General features: G+C 63.3%; 21 protein-coding genes. 10 read left to right on the forward strand and 11 right to left on the reverse strand.

The features are described 5' to 3' along the window. Positions 1-102: 102 nt before the first annotated feature. Together V1278_RS11750 and V1278_RS11755 are read right to left on the reverse strand one after the other, a co-directional pair. Positions 103-759, reverse strand: coding sequence for a DsbA family protein (locus tag V1278_RS11750; protein WP_334380809.1), 657 nt, complete (start codon positions 757-759; stop codon positions 103-105). A 117-nt stretch (positions 760-876) separates the two neighbouring features. After that, positions 877-1,356 (reverse strand): DUF721 domain-containing protein, encoded by a 480-nt coding sequence (locus V1278_RS11755; protein ID WP_334380810.1) that lies wholly within the window; start codon positions 1,354-1,356, stop codon positions 877-879. 171 nt (positions 1,357-1,527) lie between these two features. Between V1278_RS11755 and mutY the strand changes: the two genes are divergently transcribed. Together mutY and V1278_RS11765 are read left to right on the forward strand one after the other, a co-directional pair. Then, positions 1,528-2,628 (forward strand): A/G-specific adenine glycosylase, encoded by a 1,101-nt coding sequence (gene mutY / locus V1278_RS11760; RefSeq protein WP_334380811.1) that lies wholly within the window; start codon positions 1,528-1,530, stop codon positions 2,626-2,628. Between the two features lie 75 nt (positions 2,629-2,703). Then, entirely contained in the window at positions 2,704-3,123 is a 420-nt protein-coding gene (locus V1278_RS11765; protein ID WP_334364460.1) for a PaaI family thioesterase, read from the forward strand. A gap of 30 nt (positions 3,124-3,153) precedes the next feature. Here the strand turns inward: V1278_RS11765 and V1278_RS11770 are convergent, their stop codons facing one another. The 3 genes from V1278_RS11770 to V1278_RS11780 form a co-directional block, all read right to left on the reverse strand. Further along, positions 3,154-3,942, reverse strand: coding sequence for a bestrophin-like domain (locus tag V1278_RS11770; protein WP_334380812.1), 789 nt, complete (start codon positions 3,940-3,942; stop codon positions 3,154-3,156). A 17-nt stretch (positions 3,943-3,959) separates the two neighbouring features. Beyond that, on the reverse strand, positions 3,960-5,249 hold the full coding sequence (locus V1278_RS11775) for a flavin-dependent oxidoreductase (RefSeq protein WP_334380813.1): 1,290 nt from the start codon (positions 5,247-5,249) through the stop codon (positions 3,960-3,962). A 93-nt stretch (positions 5,250-5,342) separates the two neighbouring features. Next, complete coding sequence (locus V1278_RS11780; RefSeq protein ID WP_334380814.1) at positions 5,343-5,717, reverse strand: nuclear transport factor 2 family protein; 375 nt, start codon at positions 5,715-5,717, stop codon at positions 5,343-5,345. Between the two features lie 115 nt (positions 5,718-5,832). Here V1278_RS11780 and V1278_RS11785 point away from each other — a divergent pair, with 115 nt between their 5' ends. The 3 genes from V1278_RS11785 to V1278_RS11795 all read left to right on the forward strand — a co-directional run bounded on the left by V1278_RS11785 (position 5,833) and on the right by V1278_RS11795 (position 7,850). Beyond that, a complete protein-coding gene (locus V1278_RS11785; RefSeq protein ID WP_334380815.1) occupies positions 5,833-6,693 on the forward strand; it encodes a helix-turn-helix domain-containing protein in 861 nt (286 codons plus the stop codon). Then, complete coding sequence (locus V1278_RS11790; RefSeq protein ID WP_334380816.1) at positions 6,674-7,150, forward strand: nuclear transport factor 2 family protein; 477 nt, start codon at positions 6,674-6,676, stop codon at positions 7,148-7,150. The genes V1278_RS11785 and V1278_RS11790 overlap by 20 nt, the downstream gene beginning before the upstream one ends. Positions 7,151-7,232: 82 nt before the next feature. Beyond that, positions 7,233-7,850: a glutathione S-transferase family protein gene (locus tag V1278_RS11795; protein ID WP_334380818.1), complete on the forward strand. Its 618-nt coding sequence runs from the start codon at positions 7,233-7,235 to the stop codon at positions 7,848-7,850. Positions 7,851-7,987: 137 nt separating this feature from the next. Here the strand turns inward: V1278_RS11795 and V1278_RS11800 are convergent, their stop codons facing one another. Beyond that, positions 7,988-8,911, reverse strand: coding sequence for a LysR family transcriptional regulator (locus V1278_RS11800; RefSeq protein ID WP_334384156.1), 924 nt, complete (start codon positions 8,909-8,911; stop codon positions 7,988-7,990). A gap of 89 nt (positions 8,912-9,000) precedes the next feature. Here V1278_RS11800 and V1278_RS11805 point away from each other — a divergent pair, with 89 nt between their 5' ends. Both V1278_RS11805 and V1278_RS11810 read left to right on the forward strand, forming a co-directional pair. Then, positions 9,001-9,435 carry a nuclear transport factor 2 family protein gene (locus V1278_RS11805; RefSeq protein ID WP_334380819.1) on the forward strand — a complete coding sequence of 145 codons (435 nt, stop codon included), beginning with the start codon at positions 9,001-9,003 and terminating at the stop codon, positions 9,433-9,435. Between the two features lie 91 nt (positions 9,436-9,526). Then, the gene (locus V1278_RS11810; RefSeq protein WP_334380820.1) at positions 9,527-9,658 is read left to right on the forward strand and encodes a DUF1127 domain-containing protein; all 132 of its coding nucleotides are present in this window, start codon (positions 9,527-9,529) and stop codon (positions 9,656-9,658) included. A 55-nt stretch (positions 9,659-9,713) separates the two neighbouring features. Here the strand turns inward: V1278_RS11810 and V1278_RS11815 are convergent, their stop codons facing one another. The 3 genes from V1278_RS11815 to V1278_RS11825 all read right to left on the reverse strand — a co-directional run bounded on the left by V1278_RS11815 (position 9,714) and on the right by V1278_RS11825 (position 12,238). Beyond that, positions 9,714-10,400, reverse strand: coding sequence for a glutathione S-transferase family protein (locus V1278_RS11815; protein WP_334364450.1), 687 nt, complete (start codon positions 10,398-10,400; stop codon positions 9,714-9,716). Positions 10,401-10,537: 137 nt separating this feature from the next. After that, positions 10,538-10,864, reverse strand: coding sequence for a hypothetical protein (locus V1278_RS11820; RefSeq protein WP_334364449.1), 327 nt, complete (start codon positions 10,862-10,864; stop codon positions 10,538-10,540). A 240-nt stretch (positions 10,865-11,104) separates the two neighbouring features. Continuing rightward, positions 11,105-12,238 (reverse strand): site-specific DNA-methyltransferase, encoded by a 1,134-nt coding sequence (locus V1278_RS11825; protein ID WP_334364448.1) that lies wholly within the window; start codon positions 12,236-12,238, stop codon positions 11,105-11,107. Between the two features lie 278 nt (positions 12,239-12,516). On the opposite strand from V1278_RS11825, the gene ypfJ reads away from it, so the two are divergent. Further along, on the forward strand, positions 12,517-13,452 hold the full coding sequence (gene ypfJ / locus V1278_RS11830; RefSeq protein WP_334364447.1) for a KPN_02809 family neutral zinc metallopeptidase: 936 nt from the start codon (positions 12,517-12,519) through the stop codon (positions 13,450-13,452). Between the two features lie 165 nt (positions 13,453-13,617). Further along, positions 13,618-14,181, forward strand: coding sequence for a molybdenum cofactor biosynthesis protein B (moaB, locus tag V1278_RS11835; protein ID WP_334364446.1), 564 nt, complete (start codon positions 13,618-13,620; stop codon positions 14,179-14,181). Positions 14,182-14,307: 126 nt separating this feature from the next. On the opposite strand, the gene V1278_RS11840 is transcribed toward moaB, so the two are convergent. Then, positions 14,308-15,228 (reverse strand): bifunctional helix-turn-helix transcriptional regulator/GNAT family N-acetyltransferase, encoded by a 921-nt coding sequence (locus tag V1278_RS11840; RefSeq protein WP_334364445.1) that lies wholly within the window; start codon positions 15,226-15,228, stop codon positions 14,308-14,310. Positions 15,229-15,381: 153 nt separating this feature from the next. Continuing rightward, positions 15,382-15,954 carry a glycosyl transferase gene (locus V1278_RS11845; RefSeq protein ID WP_334380821.1) on the reverse strand — a complete coding sequence of 191 codons (573 nt, stop codon included), beginning with the start codon at positions 15,952-15,954 and terminating at the stop codon, positions 15,382-15,384. A gap of 190 nt (positions 15,955-16,144) precedes the next feature. Between V1278_RS11845 and V1278_RS11850 the strand changes: the two genes are divergently transcribed. Beyond that, positions 16,145-17,305: a PA0069 family radical SAM protein gene (locus V1278_RS11850; RefSeq protein ID WP_334380822.1), complete on the forward strand. Its 1,161-nt coding sequence runs from the start codon at positions 16,145-16,147 to the stop codon at positions 17,303-17,305. Positions 17,306-17,430 lie beyond the last annotated feature (125 nt).

Genomic DNA, 17,430 nt, shown 5'->3' on the forward strand with positions numbered 1-17,430 from the left:
CCGGAGAGCAACGCCCCCGCGGGCTTTTCCCAAGGGATTTGAGGCGCTTGTGTGGCGCCTTTTGCTGGACTTACGAGCGCGAATGAATCCGGTTCGCGCGAATCAGCTCTTCAGCATTGCATTGATGCGCTTTGCGAACTCCTCGAAGCTCTGCTCGCCCTTGATCATCTCGCCGTTGATGAAGAAGGTAGGCGTCGACTGCACCTTCAGCACCTCGGCGGCATATTTCTGGTCGGCCGCGATCTTGTCGAGCAGCGCCTGATCCTTCAGGCAATCCTCGACCTGCGTTTGCGTAAGCCCGGCCTGCTTGCCGATCCGGATCAGCGTCTCCGTGGTATTCTTCGCCACCCAGTCGTTCTGCTGCTTGAACAGGAGATCGATGACGGTGAAATATTTCGGGGCGTCATCCTTGGCGATGCAACGGGCCAGCATCGATCCGGCGGCGGCCTTGATGTCGAGCGGGAATTCGCGGAACACGTAACGGATCTTGCCGCTGTCGATGAATTCCGACTTGATCTTCGGGAACACTTTTTCGCCGAACGCGGCGCAATGCGGGCAGGTCATCGAGGCGTATTCGGTGATGGTCACGGTCGCGTTGGCGGGCCCGAGCGCCATGTCGGGCAGCGACTGCGGCTTGGCGACGTCAGCGGGGCTCTGCGCCATCGCATCGGTGATCAGTCGCAGCGGCGAGAAGCCGGCGAACAGGCCAAGCCCGGTCAGCGAGAGAGCGGTGGTGAAGGCGCGGCGCGTGATCATCAAAGTCTGCTCCCGAATGGCGCGTTCACGCCCGAAAGAACTGCGAAAAAGAAGCCTTCGCTAGCTTGAAACGCCAGTTGTGGCAATGGCGGGTCGTGGCGGTCGTGCCGCGCTGTGGGCTCAATTTCGCTTGATCGAGGCGCCGAGCCGGGCCAGCGCAGCGCGCAGTTCCTCATCCTCTACGGCGGACAGGGTTTCGGCCACCTTCGCGACCGATTTCGGGTCGGGCGCGCGGGGCGGCGCGGGGCGATTTCGCCGCGACAGCGGCGCCTGCCGCAGCGCCAGCCGGCCGACCGCGCTCCAGCCGAAAAAGCGGTTGACCCGTTGCAGGATCACGTCGGAGGAATGCTGGATCTCCAGCGCCATCGGGCCCTCCACCCGCAGTACCAGGGTTGCCGGTTCCTGCGGCTGCCCCTCCACCGGCCGTGGCCATTGCATCTTGAGCGGCTCGGAATGGGCGGCGATCTCGGAGCCGGCGATCTCGGCCCAGCGCGTCACCAGTTCGCGTGCGGCAAATCCCTGCTTGGCATAGGCGTCGGAAAAGACGTCGCTGAGCAGGACGGAGAGAGGTTTCGCCGAGATCGGGAGGGGTTTTGCCATGGGGCTCTATAACACGGCGCCAATTGCGGTAGAAATCGCCAGTGCAACCTCGTCATGGCCGGGCTTGACCCAGCCGTCCACGTATCCGATCAACGCAAGAAAGACGTGGATGCCCGGGACAAGCCCGGGCATGACGTGGAGAGATTTGCGTTCCAGCACTAAAGTAGGTGGATGACGTCGTCCGCGGCCGCAAAAATCAAACGACAGGCAGTACCTGCCGGAAGCGGTTCCCGCCCCGCGCTGCTGCTCGATTGGTACGACCGTCATCGCCGTCGCTTGCCGTGGCGGGCGGCAGCGGGCGAGCGGGCCGATCCGTATCGGGTCTGGCTGTCGGAAATCATGCTGCAGCAGACCGGCGTCAAAACGGTCGGGCCGTATTTCGAGAAATTTCTGGCGCGCTGGCCCGATGTCGCTGCGCTCGGCCGCGCGTCGCTGGATGACGTGCTGCGGATGTGGGCCGGGCTCGGCTACTATTCGCGCGCGCGCAATCTGCATGCCTGCGCGGTCGCCGTGCTGCGTGACCATGGCGGGATATTTCCCGATACCGAGGAAGGCCTGCGCCGATTGCCGGGAATCGGGCCTTACACGGCAAAGGCCATCGCAGCGATCGCTTTCGATATCAGAACCATGCCGGTCGACGGCAATATCGAGCGCGTGGTGTCGCGGCTTTACGCGGTCGAGGAGCCATTGCCGCAGGCGAAGCCGCTGATCGGGGAATTGGCGGAGACGTTGCTGGGGCCTTCCCGCCCCGGCGATAGCGCGCAGGCGCTGATGGATTTGGGCTCCTCGATCTGTACTCCGAAGAAGCCGGCTTGCGCGCTGTGTCCGCTGAATGATGATTGCGCCGCTCGCCTGCGCGGCGATCAAGAGACCTTTCCGCGCAAGGCGCCGAAGAAAGCGGGAACGCTGCGCCACGGAGCCGCCTTCATCGTCACCCGCGGCGACGAACTCCTCGTTCGCACCCGGGCGGAGAAAGGCCTGCTCGGCGGTATGACGGAAGTACCCGGCTCGGCCTGGCTCGCCGGGCAGGACGACAAGATGGCGCTGAAGCAGGCGCCTCAGGTCAACGGCGTGACGCGCTGGCACCGCAAGACCGGCGTCGTCACTCACGTATTCACGCATTTTCCGCTCGAGCTCGTGATCTACACCGCCGATGTCGCCGCGCGCACGCGCCCACCTGCGGGCATGCGCTGGGTGCCGATTGCAACGCTCGCCGACGAGGCGTTGCCCAATGTGATGCGCAAGGCGATTGCCCACGGGCTGGACATTTGAAGATGCGAGACTGTTTGCTGCTGACACCATGCTGGCAGGAGGGCTGCGTTAGGAGGGAGCCTCACGGAGGTTCCCATGATCAGCACTGTCTTCGACAATTTCACCGCCCCGCCATCTTCCAAATTGCTCGGCTGGCATCTGCTTGACGCGCGTCCCAAGGACGGCTGGATCCGTATCGGATTCGACGGCAAGCGGGAGTTCTGTAACCCGGCCGGCTTCGTGCAGGGCGGCATTCTTTCGGCGATGCTCGACGACACCATGGGGCCTGCGGTGTTCGCCATGACCGAGGGAAGGCTCTACACCGCAACCATCACCATGACGGTGAATTTTCTCAGCCCCGCCAGGCCGGGGCCGATCACGGGCGAGGCCAATGTCACCCAGCTCGGCAAGACCGTCGCCTTTGTCGAGGGACGGCTGACGGCCGAGGATGGCACGCTGCTGGCGACGGCTACGACCAGCGCGCGGCTGGTCGAGAGCACAAAGGCAATTCGATAGCTTGATAAGGCCGGGCGGGCCGCAAGCCGTTTACCGGCTGGTGAGATCGCTCGGCATGATTTGCAGCAGGGGCTCCGGACCGATTGATATCTGGCCCGTAAACGGTCGGTCATGTGCGGCGATCAGCAGCACTGACGCGGCAACACCGGTCGCGAACAGCGCCAACGCAATGGCCGACGCCAGCCGATTGTCGCAGTGAACGATCGCGATCACCAGCAGCTCACATATCGCCTGCAGATAGAGGCACCACCACTTGACCCGGTTCACCTCAGCCTGGCTGACAATGATGCGTTGCCTTCGCGCATCCAGGGCGGACTGAAGTGCGGAGATGATTTCGCGCTGCGCGTTCTGCTGACCTTCTCCCTGTGGCGCGATCGCGACGACGAGTCGCAGGGCTTCGACGAGCGCCGGCGGAGCGGCCCGCAGCGAGGCTGTCTGGCGCGCCATCATCGGCCATTCCACCGTTGCGGAGTGTTCGACATAGTCGCGAACGAGACCGCGCAACTTGGCCTCATTCTCCGCGGGCAAGCCGGCGGCGAGAAGCATCGCAGCTCGCAGCGCGCTTGCTTCTCGGCTCACCGCCGCGGCGGCGCGGTCACCGTCATTCCAGACCTGCGCAGCGGTGAATGCAACGAACAGGCCGAACATGATGCCCAGTACCGGCAGCATGCCTGGAGAGATGGTCTTGAACGACTTTGCCCGCTCCTCCGTCGCGAGGGCGGTCACGCCCAGGAAAACGGCGATGGCGAGCAGATAGGTGAAGCCGAAGACGACCAGCGCCATGGCCCACACCGGTAAATTATGCAGCCAGTCGCTCATGCCGATGCCTTGGTTTTTTAGCCGGCGCCAGCCCGCGACGCTTCCCGCATAATCTGAACAATCGGCGGCTTGGCGTTGAGGCCTTCGACCTGGAAGCCGGCGACGCGCTTGTAATTGGCGGCGATGTCTTCCAGCTCTTGCAGCGAGAGCACGTCGGTCACGACGTTGTAGCCATCAGGCGCGCGTTCCTCGACCATCTGCATCACCTGCTCGGGGCCGTTTCGGCGGTTGAGCATCACGAGGTCGGTCGTGGCGGGCCGGCGCTCGGCTTCATACGCCGACAATGCGGCATTGGTCGTGCCTTTCGCGAGGATCTCGCGGGCGATGACGCGGGCGTCCAGAATTGCCTGCGACGCACCGTTGGAGCCGATCGGGTACATCGGGTGCGCGGCATCGCCCATCAGTGTGACCCGGCCGAATGTCCATTGCGGGATCGGATCGCGATCTACCAGCGGATATTCGTAGGCGTGCGGGCAGTTCTCGATCAGGCCGGGCACGTCGAGCCAGTCGAACTTCCAGTCCTTGAACCAGGGCAGAAACTCTTCGAGCTTTGCGGTGCGGTTGTAGTCCTCGCGCCGCCACTGATAGGTCGGCGGCATGTGCCGCTCGGCCACCCAATTGATCCGGAACTTGCCGGCGCTGTCGGCCTGCTTCGAAATCGGATAGCAGACGAATTTCAGGATCTCGTGGCCGGCCATGATCATGGTGCGGCCGGACAGGAAGGCGTCGCTGTCGGTGATGCCGCGCCACAGGATGCGTCCATTCCAGATCGGCGGGCCTTCGTTGGGATAGAGCTTTTCCCGAACCGCCGAATGGATGCCGTCGGCCGCGACCAGCAGCGCACCATCGTGAGCGCCTTTCGACTTGCCAGTCGCCTTGTCGATGAATTCGGCGCGGACGCCATTCTCCGTTTCGGTCCAGCCGGAGAGGTGATGGCTGGTCAGGATGTTCTCTCTTCCCAACCGCTCGATTGCGGCATCGAGCAGGATCTGCTGCAGCGCGCCGCGATGGATCGAGAACTGCGGCCATTTGTAACCGGCCTCGATGCCGCGCGGCTCGCTCCAGATCGGCTTGCCGTGTTTGGAAAAATACGCGAGCTCCTTGGTGCGGACGGCGGCCGCATCAAGCACATCATGCAGGCCGAGCTCGATCAGCTCGCGCACCGCATGCGGCAACACGTTGATGCCGACGCCGAGCGGTCGCAGTTCGGGCACGCTTTCGAAAACTTTAGCTGATACGCCGATCTGATGCAGGCTGAGCGCTAGCGTCAGCCCGCCGATGCCGCCGCCCGCGATGAGAACAGTCATGGTACGCCCCTGTTGCTTCCCGGGCGTCATGGCATGAGGGAGGGCAGGGGGCAACTGCGAAGGGCCGGCAGAGTCCCTCACGGCCCCGGTCATTTACGGAAGCGGCGGGGCCGGGCCGAAGAAGCCGACGATCCTGATTAGCCGGCCATCGGGACCGACCTCGCCGAAATCGATCGAGGTGTCGCCGCAGGTTCCATCCGCACGCACCAGGCGCCAGAGGAAGCGGACCATGTTGTGATGGACATCGATGCCGCTCATGAACTCCAGCCGCGCGCCGGGCCGGCTGGCCAGCACCTCACCGATCTTCTCCACCAGCGCGTCGCGTCCGGCCAGCGAGACGTTCGGATCGAGATAAACGCCGTTGTCGCTCCAGCATTGCGCGAGCAGGGTGCGTCTAGCCGCATCGTCCGGCTCGTTCCATGCCGCCATGTACTGCGTTACGGTTTTCGCGATTGCGCTCTTGTCCATCCGTGCTGTCCTTGAACTTCGGGTCTCTACAGGGTTCACTCTGCAAGGAATTCCGAAGCTCGTCACTTACATCCGAGGTAATTGCCCTTCCGAAGCGATGCTCTAGATTGTCGGGATGGCTGCTTCAGACACGAACTCGCACGAAATCCCGGCTGGACATTTCAGCCGCCTGCTGAAGCACTGGCGCAGCGTTCGTCGGCTGACCCAGATCGAACTGGCGGCGGACGCAAACGTGTCGGCCCGGCATCTATGTTTTCTGGAGACCGGCCGGTCGCAGCCGAGCCGCGAGATGGTGCAGCTACTCGGCAGCGCGCTCGATCTGCCGCTCGAGGAGAGGAATGCCTTGCACGTCGCTGCGGGTTTCGTGCCGCCTTACGGTGATAAGGGGCTGGCGGCCGAGAATTTGCAGCCGGTGCGGCAGGCGCTGGACTTCATTCTACGGCAGCAAGAGCCGTATCCTGCCATTGTGATCGACGGGCATTGGGACGTTCGCATCCGTAATCAGGCGTCGGCCCGCCTGCTAAAGCCTTTCCGCGATTCGTATGAGATGGAAAATCGCCTTGCAGACAACGCCATGCACGTCGTCTTTCATCCAAAGGGCCTGCGGCAGTTCATGTTGAACTGGGATGAGTTCGCGCGACAGTTGATCCAGATCCTGCACCGCGACGTCGCGCAGGGCAGCCGGGCCGCGGCGCAATTGCTCGATGAAATCATGGCCTATCCGGGGTTGTCGGCCGATTGGCGGCTGCCGCGGCATCCGCAGGCGTCTTCGCCGGTCATGACGATGCACCTGGCCAAGAGCGACTATCGTCTCGCCTTCTTCTCCACCTTCACGACGCTGGCGATGCCGATGGACGCAGCTCTGCAGCAGATCAAGATCGAGTGCTTCTTTCCGGCTGATAATGCGACCGCCGAGAAGGCGCGCCGGATGGCCCTTCAAACTCCGGGAGATCAAGATGCAACATGCCCTGCGTGATCATCAGTCGGCCGCGACGATGGACGAACTGCGTGCCCTGAACGCCCGCTTCATCCATAATTTCGTAACGCGCGACGTGGCCTCGCACGATGCACTACTGCACCCTGATTTCATCAATATCTGGCCGACCGGCCAGCGGTGGGATCGCGCGACCTATTTGAACTATTGGGCGACCGCCTTCGATCCTAACGTTATCGTCTACTGGGACGTCCGTGACGAGTTCATCACCATCATCGGCGACGTTGCGCTGGTGCGCTCGACCAACAAGCACATCCGCCGCCGCGACGGCAACGAAGTGACCGGCATGACCATGTACACCGACACATATCTGTTAGAGAACGGCGCGTGGAAGTGCATCCAGGCCCAGCTAACAGCGGTGGCTCCCGAGCACTATCCCCCCGACGATACGATCGTCAGCGTCTATATCGAGGGAACGCTTCAGCCGCGGGCGAATTGAACTGCGAAGGCCGCTCCACACACTTGGGTGTGGACGGCGGATGAGCATGCCGTTAACGTCCGGCTTTCCCGTGAGGACAGCTATGTTCAAGCTCTACTACGCCCCCGGCACCTGCGCACTCGCATCGCATATCGCTCTGGAAGAGGCCGGCGCCCCCTACACGGCAGAGCGGCTCGACTTCAAGAACAGCCAGCAGACCACCCCGCAATATCTTGCCATCAACCCGAAGGGCCGCGTGCCCGCGCTGGTGACGGACCGCGGCACGCTGACCGAAACGCCGGCGATCCTCGCCTTCATTGCGAGCAGTTTTCCGAAGGCGCAGCTTGCGCCCGAAGATCCCTTCGCCTTCGCGCAGGCGCAGGCGTTCAACAGCTATCTCTGTTCCACCGTGCATGTGTCCCACGCCCACAAAATGCGCGGCTATCGCTGGGCGGCCGAGGAGTCCTCGTTTGCCGATATGAAGCGCAAGGTGCCGGAGACCATGGCCGCCGGCTTTGCGCTGATCGAGCGCGACATGCTGAAGGGGCCGTGGGTGATGGGCGAGCAGTACACGATCTGCGACCCCTATCTCTACACCATTGCGGGCTGGCTGGAAGGCGACGGCGTCGATCTCGCGACGCTGCCGAAGGTGGCCGCTCACCGCAAGCGGATGTCGGACCGGCCGGCGGTGCAGAAGGTGCTGGCGGAGGAGAAGGCTTAAGCCGTCGTCCCGGCCAAGCGAAGCGCGAGCCGGGACCCAACCACGAACGCCAATGTTGTGCTTCGCTGGGACCGCAGCTCGTTTCAGCAACAACGCGCTGTGGTTATGGGTCCCTGCGTTCGCAGGGACGACAGTTGTTATGACGCACGAATCGTGGCGCGCTCCATCTCGCGGCCGATGCCGAGCATGATGTTGCGCAGCCAGATCGAGCCGGGGTCCATCTGGGCGCGGGTCGGGTAGAACATGAACTGCTCGTCGATCCCGGGGTCAAGCGGCGGCGCGACGGTTGAAAGCGACAATTGCCTCGCCAGCGCACGGGTCAGCCGGCGCGGCACGAAGGCGACGAGATCGGTGCGCGCGGCGACGTGCAGCGCCTCGAGATAGCCCGGCACGACCAGCGCGATCCGTCGCTCGATGCCCTTGGGGCGCAACCACATGTCGATCAGGTCCTCGCTCTGGCCGCGGATCACGACCGCGACATGGCGCGCGTCGAGAAAGCTTTCGATCCGCTTCAGCCGCGCGCCGGCGGGATGACCGCGCCGGACGGCAAGCGCGTCGCTGTCGGTGTAGAGACGTTGCCGATGAAATCCGGTGAAGGCATTGCCGATCGAGATCACGAGATCGATGGTGCGAGCGAATTCCGCGGTGAAGATCGCCGGCCCGCGCCATGGTACCACGTCGATCCGGACGTTCGGCGCAGCCTTGGTGATCTTCTCCATCAGCGGCGGCATCAGAAGTTCGACCGCCAGATCCGGCATCATCAGGCGAAACTGGCGCTCGCTCCGTGCGGCGTCGAACTCGTCGGCGATGAACAGCGAGCGTACCTGGTCGAGCGCCTGCGCCAGCGGCGCGCGCAGGGCTTGCGCCCGCGGCGTCAATTCCATGCGCGCGCCGGTTCGAACCAGCAGCGGATCGCCGATCAGGTCGCGCAGCCGCTGCAGCGCGTGGCTCGCCGCCGGCTGCGACAGCCCGATCCGCATCGCGGCGCGGCTGACGCTGGTTTCCCTCAAGAGCGCGTCAAGCGCCACCAGCAGATTGAGGTCAAGCGAATTCAAATTCATGGAGTGAATATATATCATACTCCCTATTGATTGGAAGAATGGCGTGCGACGCGCGATGATGTCGACACCGGATCAAAGGAGAAGCCGCCATGGGCGCAGTAGCGAACAAGAAACTAGTGCAGCAGGTCTACACGGATTCCGCCAACCGGAGCGGGACGACATTTCTCGACAACCTTGCCGAGGACGCAACCTGGATCGTTACCGGCCAGTATTCGTGGTCGCACGAATTTAGGGGGCGCGATGCGATCAATAACGGGCTGATGGGCCATTTGCGCTCACGTCTCGCTACCGCACGCCCGCGCACGGTGGCCTTCAACTTCATCGCGGAAGGCGATTACGTTGTCGTCGAAGCGCGCGGCGACAACATCACCAAGGACGGCGTCCGCTACGACAATCAATATTGCATGGTCTGGCGCATCGAGGACGGCAAGATCAAGGAGATCAAGGAATATTGCGACTCCGCGCTGGTCGAGCGTGTGCTCGGGCCGTTCCCGGCAGAGCGGAAGCTTGCTGCCGCGGTTTAAGACATTGAACCGCGTTTGCGCGGAGAGTCGGCCGCGCGACGAACTGCACTTGCAGGGGGCCGGAGCGTTCGCGACAAGAGCCCTTGCGGCTATGCGGATCTGGCGCAGGCGCGCTCGCCTCCGGCATCAATTGGCCGCGATGAGCGATCGCGAGTTGCAGGATATCGGCACGAGCTGGTCGGAGGTCGCGGCGGAGGCGGCCAAGCCGTTCTGGCGAAAGTGATGACTGAAACAAGAACGGCGCCCGCGAGGGCGCCGTTTCATCTATTGTGCTGCGCTCAAGCGGCCTTCACCGACAGGTGCCTGAACATGTTGCTGCGGGCCTCGTCGTCCATCTCGGCCTTGAACTTGAAATTGTCCTTCAGCGCGATCGCCTTGGCGGCTGCCGGACGGGCCGAGATCTCGTCGACCAGCCGCTTGACGTTGGGATATTTTGCGGCCGCTTCTTCGCCGAGAACGAAGGGGATCATGCGTGCCCAGCCCCACACGTCCATGTCTACGATGGTGTAGGTGTCGCCGACCATGTAGCGACGCTTGGCCAGATGATCGTTGAGAATGCCGAAATGTCGCTGCGCCTCGAACTGGTAGCGGTTGTGGGCGTAGTCGACCTTTTCCGGCGCAAAATGCTTGAAGTGGACGGCCTGGCCGGAGAACGGCCCGACGCCGGTGGCGACGAACATCAGCCATGACAGCAGTTCACCGCGGTTGGCTGGCGTGTTCGCGGGCAGAAACTTGCCGGTCTTTTCCGCCAGATAAAGCAGGATTGCGTTGCTGTCGAACACCGTGACGCCGTCGTCGTCGATGGCGGGTACCTTGGCGTTCGGATTGATGGCGAGATATTCCGGCTTGAACTGGTCGCCCTTGCGGGTGTCGATGGCGACCGGCTGATACGCGATGCCGGCTTCCTCGAGAAAGAGCGCGACCTTGGTCGGGTTCGGCGACCCGTTGAAGTAGAACTTGAGCATTTGGAATTCTCCTCCATTGCTTCTTGCAAGGAAAACTTGTGTGGCAAGCGGCGGCATTACCGCCGGGCGCCACGTCCATGCTCAAATTTTTGCGGGATGCGCAAGCGACGAGTTTGTGACCGGCCGGGGCCGGACCCTTACGACAGCGCCAGACCGCCTATGCCGGCGACGGCCAGGCCCGCACCGGCAGCGATCATGACGGATGCGAAGCGCACTTCCGAACGCAGCGCCGTTCGTTGTCCCGCGCGTTCCGATCCTCGCGCATAGCCGTGGACGATGATCTGCTCGCTGAAAGTGCCGCTAGCGTCGAGAATGTCGGTTAGACCTGCGCAGGCGACCAGAATGCCGAGGATGATCAGCCCAGCCGGACCCAGCAAGCTCAACAGCAGCATCGGAAACAGGCCGATCAGGAAGATCGGCAGCAGCGGCAGCACAATGAAGGACTCGGAGCCTCGTGTGCGCATGGGAGTAATCTCGCAATGGGAAAATGAATATAGCTTATTTACCTTCAAATAGGGGCGAAAAGGCACAACGCCACCTGCAAGCGTGGCACGGCTGCCATGCCGGCCAATCACGCCGGCTGCGCATGGTCTGGGCAAGCCGCATTTGAGCCATGTCGGCCCGCAAACCGTACGCATGTTACGGTGCTTTGGCGCGGCCCTGCCATCGGACCGCGCACGGGACGCGATGTGGTGAACCAGGTCTTACCCCGCCGCCATCTCGGAGCGGATTTCGGCGCGCAGTTCGTCGATCAGCTTGAGGCCGTTCTTGGTCTCGACATGCCAGAAGGTCCAGCCGTTGCAGGCGCCGGAGCCCTGCGCCACTGCGCCGATGCGGTGAATGGAGCCGACCTTGTCGCCGAGCATGATGGCGCCGTCGGCGCGGACCAGCGCGCCGTGGCGTTTCTTGGAATCGACCAGTTTGGTGCCGGGCGGAATCATGCCGCGCTCGATCAGTTCGGAGAATGCCACGCGCGGGGCGTCGCGCGCCGTCATGAACGGCGCCAGCGTCGCCTCGGGCAGCGGTTCGACCGCTGCGATCCGTTCTTCGGCCGCAGCCGCATAGGTCTTTTCGCGCTCGAAGCCGATGTAGCGGCGGCCGAGACGCTTTGCCACGGCGCCTGTCGTGCCGGTGCCGTTGAAGGGATCGATCACGAGATCGCCGGGCTTTGACGACGACAGCAGCACGCGCGCCAGCAACCCTTCCGGCTTCTGGGTCGGGTGCACTTTCTTGCCGTCAGCGCCCTTGAGGCGTTCTTCGCCGGTGCAAAGCGGGATCAGCCAGTCGGAACGCGCCTGCACGTCCTCGTTGGCGGCCTTCAGGGCCTCATAGTTGAACGTATAGCCCTTGGCCTTCTCGTCGCGCGCCGCCCAGATCATGGTTTCATGGGCATTGGTGAAGCGGCGGCCGCGGAAATTCGGCATCGGATTGGTCTTGCGCCAGACGATGTCGTTGAGGACCCAGAAGCCGAGGTCCTGCATGATCGCGCCGACGCGGAAAATGTTGTGGTAGGAGCCGATCACCCACAGCGTTGCCGACGGTTTCATGACGCGGCGGCAGGCGAGCAGCCAGGCGCGGGTGAAATCATCGTAAGCGGCGAACGATGAAAACTTGTCCCAGTCGTCGTTGACGGCATCGACATGGGATTCATCGGGACGCTTCAGATCGCCCTTGAGCTGCAGGTTGTACGGGGGATCTGCGAACACCAGATCGACCGAACCGGCCGGAAGCTTCGACATCTCGGCGACGCAATCGCCGACGACGATACGCACGCTTGAGTCAGACTCAAATTTGGTGCGGGGCGCCCTTGCAGACGCCCCGCGACGCGACACAACCATGACTCAATTACTCTGACTCAGGCGACGCTGTCGGCGACGCGGGACTAAACAACCGACTGGCGATACATTGACCGGGCAAAGTAAAAATCGACTTAACCAAGAAAGTTATCGACGCAGAATGCGAAGAGAGATCATCGGCCAGATTGCCAGCAGAGATTGCGGTGGCTTGCGCACTAGGCAATTTTTGCCGGGCGGGTTATTGATTAATGGAATGGAAATTTTACGTGATTGCCGCGTTCAGTATTCGGGCCGACAGCCGGGGATGAGGAAATAGCGCCATGCGTTACGATGATTTCCGCCGCAGCGACGACATCGAAGACCGTCGCGACCAGGGCGGCGGCGGAATGGGTGGCGGCGGCGGCTTTGGCCTGCCGATGGGTGGCGGCGGGCTCGGCATCGGCACCATCATCGTGCTCGGCCTCGTCGGCTACGCCTTCGGCATCGATCCACGTATCCTGATCGGCGGCGCCGAAATCCTGACCGGCGGCGGTCAGGCGCCGACCTACCAGACCGATCGCCGGTCCGGGCCGGCCAAGACCGGCGCGCCGAAGGATGAAGTCGGCAGCATGATAGCAGGCATTCTCGGCGAGATCGACGACCGCTGGAGCGAGATCTTCCAGTCCAGCGGCCAGAATTACACCGGTCCCCGCATCGTGCTGTTTCGCAACGCCACCAATGGCGGCCGCTGCGGCATGGCGCAGTCGGCGATGGGGCCGTTCTACTGCCCGCCGGACAAGCAGATCTTCCTCGACACCAGTTTCTTCCGCGAAGTCGAAACGCGCTTCCGCGGCTGTTCGGGCAGTGCCTGCAAGTTCACGGCCGCCTACATCATCGCGCATGAAGCGGGACATCACATCCAGAACCTGCTTGGCATCCTGCCGCGCGTGACACGGCTGCAGCAACAGGCCGGCAGCAAGGCGGAAGCCAATGCGCTGCAGGTCAAGGTCGAGCTGCAGGCGGATTGTCTTTCCGGCGTCTGGGTCAATCGCGAAGAGAAGAAGCGTCCGGGCTTCATCGAGCCCGGCGATATCGATGCGGCACTGAAGACGGCAACCGCGATCGGCGACGACACGCTGCAGCGGCAGTCGACGGGCAGGGTGGTGCCCGACAGCTTCACCCACGGCTCGGCAGCGCAGCGCAAGCAGTGGTTCATGACCGGCTACCAGCAGGGCACGGTGCAGGCCTGCAACACGTTTGCGGCGGGAGCGTTGTGATGGTCTCGTGCCCCGGATGCTGCGCAGCGCGTCCGGGATCGCGCTCCGCGCGCCTCCGGCGATGCGCTGCTGATCCGGGGCCCAAACCACTTGGACACACATAGGTCCCGGCTCTGCGGCGCACCGCTTCGCGCTGCACCGCGTCCGGGACACGGGGAAAGCGACATGTCCTCCATCGATGAATCAAAACAATTCGTGCCGCTCAACATCGCGGTGCTGACCATTTCGGATACGCGTTCGCTAGCCGATGACAAATCCGGCGCCACGCTGGCCGACCGGCTGACGGCGGCCGGCCATCACCTTGCCGCGCGCGAGATCATTGTCGACGACGTCGATGCGATCCGCGTCATCGTCAAGCGCTGGATCGCCGATCCTGGCGTCGATGCGATCATTACCACCGGCGGCACTGGTTTCACCGGCCGTGACGTGACGCCGGAGGCGGTCGAGCCGCTGTTCGAAAAGCGGATGGATGGATTTTCCATCGCCTTCCACATGCTGAGCCATGCCAAGATCGGCACGTCGACGGTGCAGAGCCGCGCCACCGCCGGCGTGGCGGGGGCGACCTTCATCTTCTGCCTGCCAGGATCGCCGGGCGCTTGCCGCGATGCATGGGACGGCATTCTCGCCGCCCAGCTCGACTACCGCACGCGCCCGTGCAATTTCGTCGAGATCATGCCGCGGCTGGATGAGCACCTGCGGCGGCCTAAAGCCCAAGGCGCTTCAGCCTGACCAGCAACGCCCATAACGCACGCCACATGTTATGCCAGGCCTCGACGCGCAATTGATGCGCGTGCCTGGTATGGAACGCGAGCAATTCCGGCGTGACGCGCCGCGAGGTATCGCGGCGCCCGGGCTTCACAGTTCCAGCTCCCAGGTTTCGCCGACGAGATCGACGCCGAAGCTGTGGTGCGGCTCTTCGTTGACGCGACGGAAGCCCGCGGCCTGATAGATACCTCGCGCGGCGACAAGGATGCTTTGGGTCCACAGCGTCATTTTCTTGTAGCCTTTCTCGCGCGCCGCGCGGACGCATTGCTCGACGAGCGCGCGGCCGACGCCGAGCCCGCGCGCTTTTTTCTCCACCAGCAACAGCCGCAGCTTGGCGACGTCATCACTGCCCTTCACCAGAAAGATCGAGCCGACCGGCTCGCCGCCAGCTTCGGCGATCCAGCAATGCTCGCGCGAAGCGTCATAGGTCTTGATGAATTGCGCGCAGATCTCGGCGACCAGTGCCTCGTAGCTGATGTCCCAGCCATACTCCTCGGCATAGGCCTTTGCCTGGCTCGAGATCACCCAGCCGATGTCGCCGGGCCGGTGGCTGCGCAGGAGAAAGGCGGCTGGCTTCGCCGTGGGCCGTTCCAGCGCCTGCTCGATGGTCGTCATCGCTTGCACGACAGCGGCGCGCTGACTGTCTTCGAGCGAAGCGAGCAGGCTTCCGACCTCCTCGCGCGAGCGGCGCTCGAGCTCGGCAGAGGCGGCGCGGCCTTTGGCGGTCAGCGAGAGTTCGTTGACGCGGCCGTCATCCTTTGAGGGCTTTCGCGTCACGATCTGGCGGCGCTGCAGCGCCTGCAGGGTGCGGCTCAGGAAGCCGGGATCGAGCCCGAGGTCGCGGGTGAGGTCGGTGGCGGTGCAGGCCGGGCGATGCGCGATCTCGTAGATGATGCGCGCTTCCTGCAGCGTGAAGGGGCTGTGCAGCAGCTTCGGCTCGATGATGCCGAGCTTGCGGGTATAGAAGCGGTTGAAGGCGCGAACGGCCGCGACTTCTTGTTCGGAATTCATCTGGGACCTCGGGCATCTCGATATTTGTCATTGTCAAATAGATATTTGACTTTGGCAAGTATATTCTGATGAGGGAGGCGCCCGGCTCGTCCCGCTTCTACTTTGCATGGGGTTGTTTTCGATATTTTGTGTCCGGGCCTGCGGTGTATCGCTTTAGGCGACGACCATGATCCGGCTGCGCAACTGGGTGCGTGAGGCGCGGCCGAGCTGGCGCAAAAGCCGCGTCTCGGGACGGCGGGAATCCACGCCATGGCCGCCAAGCCGCTCATAATGATCGCGGGCAATCAACAGCCCCTGTTCCGCCGACGGTCCGACAATCATGCGGGCCATGAACTTCAAGCCGTCGCGCAGGCTCGTATCGGCATAGGGCGATCGGGCATAGCGAAAGACGCCGGCGCGCGGCCGGCCGCTGAGCGATACGTTCTGGATGAACTGTGTGGTCTCGTCGATCCAGCCGCTGTCGAGCACCGCGCCGGCGTGCAGGAACATCAGCCATGGCGAGCGCGCCACCCGCGCCCCGGCGGCCAATGCCGCGGCGCGTGTTCCCTCGAACTTAAGAAAGCGGCAACCGGCCACGTCGGCCACCCGTTCGATCACGCCGTTGCCGGCCCGGTCGACCAGCAGGACCTCGCGGATGACGCCGGCTGCGGCTCCCGGCACCAACGCTGCCAGCGTGGCGACGGCGGGCTGTTCTATTCCTTCGGTCGGAATGATCACGCTCAACATGAGTGAGGTTTTCGATGGCTCGAGCAGTGAAAAACGCTGCACAGTTATCATCTTGTCACAATCAAAACAGCCGCTTGCGTGCAGATTTTTGCGGCATCGGGCGCCGGCTCCGTCGCCGGTGTCTGCGCTTCCGGTGAATTGTTGTCGGTTATGTTCTTGATTTGTTCTTGGTGCGTGCTATGTTCGCTTCATGAGCCGAGCATCCTCTCATGCCCTCAAGCACCCGCCGGTCAAGCCGCCCGCCGAACCGGCGGGTGCGACACCTTTTCCCGAACTCGCGGTCGCCATCGAACGCCAGCGGCGGCGCGGCCGCGGCGCGCAGTCCAACGACAGCGGCCGGTTCGAAGCCGAGGCGCGGGTCGCCTTCGACGATGGCTGGCAGAGTCTGGACGAGCTGCCGCCGTTCAAGACCACGGTATCGCTCGATACCTCGCGCAAGGTCATCACCCGCAACGACTCGCCCGACATCGGTTTCGACCGCTCGATCAATCCGTACCGCGGCTGCGAGCACGGTTGCGTCTACTGCTTCGCGCGGCCGACCCACGCCTTTCTCGGCCTGTCGCCCGGGCTCGATTTCGAATCCAAACTGCTCGCCAAGCCGGATGCGCCAGAATTGCTCGAGAAAGAATTGGCGGCGCCCGGTTACGAGCCGCGCATGATCGCGATCGGCACCAACACCGATCCCTATCAGCCGATCGAGCGCGAGCACAAGATCATGCGCGGCATTCTCGAAGTCCTCGATCGGGCCGGTCATCCCGTCGGCATCGTCACCAAATCGGCGCTGGTGACGCGCGACATCGATATTCTGCAGCGAATGGCAAAGCGTAATTTGGCAAAGGTTGCGATTTCCGTGACCACGCTCGACCCCAAGCTCGCCCGCACGATGGAGCCGCGCGCCTCGACGCCGCCGAAGCGGCTGGAGGCGCTGCGGCAATTGTCGCAGGCCGGCATCCCTGCCACCGTGATGGTCGCACCCGTTATTCCCGCGCTGAACGATTCCGAGATCGAACGGATTCTCGATGCTGCGGCTCACGCCGGCGTCAAGGAGGCGAGCTACGTGCTGCTCCGGCTGCCGCTTGAGGTGCGCGACCTCTTTCGCGAATGGCTGATGGCGAATTATCCCGACCGCTACCGTCACGTCTTCACCCTGATCCGCGACATGCGCGGCGGGCGCGACTACGACTCGCAATGGGGTACGCGGATGAAGGGCACCGGCCCGATGGCCTGGATGATCGGGCGGCGGTTCGAAATCGCCTGCGAGAAGCTCGGCCTCAACAAGCGGCGTTCGAAACTGACGACCGATCATTTCGTCAAGCCGAAGCGAAGCGGACAGCAACTTAGTTTGTTCTAGGTCGTTGTCGTCATTGTGAGCCAACGGGTCGCGCGAATGCGCGCCCGATGACAGGCTCCGCGACGCAATCCATCGCGCCAAGCAAGGAAGAATGGATTGCTTCCGCCTTCGCTCTACGAGCTACG

It is taken from the genome of Bradyrhizobium sp. AZCC 1577, assembly GCF_036924575.1.
GTDB lineage: Bacteria > Pseudomonadota > Alphaproteobacteria > Rhizobiales > Xanthobacteraceae > Bradyrhizobium.